The organism is Alistipes putredinis DSM 17216, from assembly GCF_000154465.1.
Taxonomy (GTDB): domain Bacteria; phylum Bacteroidota; class Bacteroidia; order Bacteroidales; family Rikenellaceae; genus Alistipes; species Alistipes putredinis.
Genome location: NZ_DS499573.1, coordinates 1 through 1268, shown reverse-complemented (window position 1 = coordinate 1268; position 1268 = coordinate 1). Strand labels below are relative to the sequence as shown.

The following is a 1268-nucleotide window of genomic DNA, read 5'->3' as shown; positions in this document are numbered from 1 at the left end:
AACCAGATAAGCGACCGGATTGAAACGTGAAAGCCCACGCTTTCGGGCAGCAGGAACGCAAACGGCACTATCGACCAGCACGATGATCCAGCCGATCAGTCCCAGCGCATAGCGCAGGCCGAAGCTGCGGGCCGTGACATAAGCGTTGATCATCATGGCGAAAAGCACCTGCACGGCACCCAGTCCGATCGAAAGCGGGAAGAGGATGTCCGGTGTCAACAGATGATCGCGCAGGCTGCCCAGCCACTCCCATTCGGAGAGCTGCAATCCGAAGAACGAGCCCGACATCAGGCCGAAGACCATGCCCGAGAATCCGCACAGCATCGTCAGCATACCGATCTCCTTCATGGCCGAACTCCCCTTCTTGCGACCCAGCATCACTGCGGCCAAACCGCCCAGCATGATGACCAGTCCATAACCGCCCTCGGCCATACAGAAGCCGAAGAAGATCATATAGAAAGGAGCGAAGAAGCGTGTCAAATCGATCGTGCCGTATTTAGGCAGCGCATACATCGCGCCGATCACCTCGAACAGATGGGCGAAGGGACGGTTGCGCAGCTTCACCGGGGTATTGTCCTCGGGGGTCGGCGTACTCTTCAGGAAAATCAGATTGGGGTATTCGGCCAGCAGAGCATCCACCTTCGCGGAATCGGTCTCCTCGGCCCATCCCTCCAGAATAACCAGCGTACCGTCGGCTTCAGGCTGCGCAGTATTCTTCACGCGAATCTCTTCCAGCTTCCGCTTGAGCTCGATCCCATGCCGGCGGATCGCCTCCACCGAAAGAGCCGCACGGGAAAATTCCCGATCCAGCTCCGCGAGCTTCCTGCGGGCCTCGGCGATCTGCGCTTCGGTCTGACGGCAGTCCATCGTCGGCGCCTTGACCTCCTGCGCATCGAGCACCACCTCCTCGCCCGGCCGGGTCACGACCACGAAGTAATCAAAGGTTTCACCCTCGTGCACCAGAGCGATCGTATAACGCTCCGACCACGCTTCGATATCCTTCTCGTAAGCCGCACGGCTGGTGAAGAAATAGCGTAGCACCACGCCCCTGTCCGCTAACTTGCGAAGCGTATCGACCGAAAAATCGCCCCAGGGACGCAGCTCGTCGGCGGTTTTCTGCAAGCGTGCGATCTCCGAACGGAGCGCCGCTGCCTGCTGCGTAGCGGCCGTATAGCGATCGAAAGCCTCGCCGCCGTCGGCGATGGGCTGCTCGTCCCGAACGAAACGTTCGTCTTCGAGAAACCGCGTCAGGGCATCGACCGCCTTGT

General features: G+C 59.9%; 1 protein-coding gene. It reads right to left on the bottom strand.

Annotated features, from left to right (window positions below; genetic code table 11):
• The coding region (locus ALIPUT_RS12925) for a V-type ATP synthase subunit I (protein WP_004327469.1) at positions 1-1268 on the bottom strand (1268 nt) is incomplete at both ends.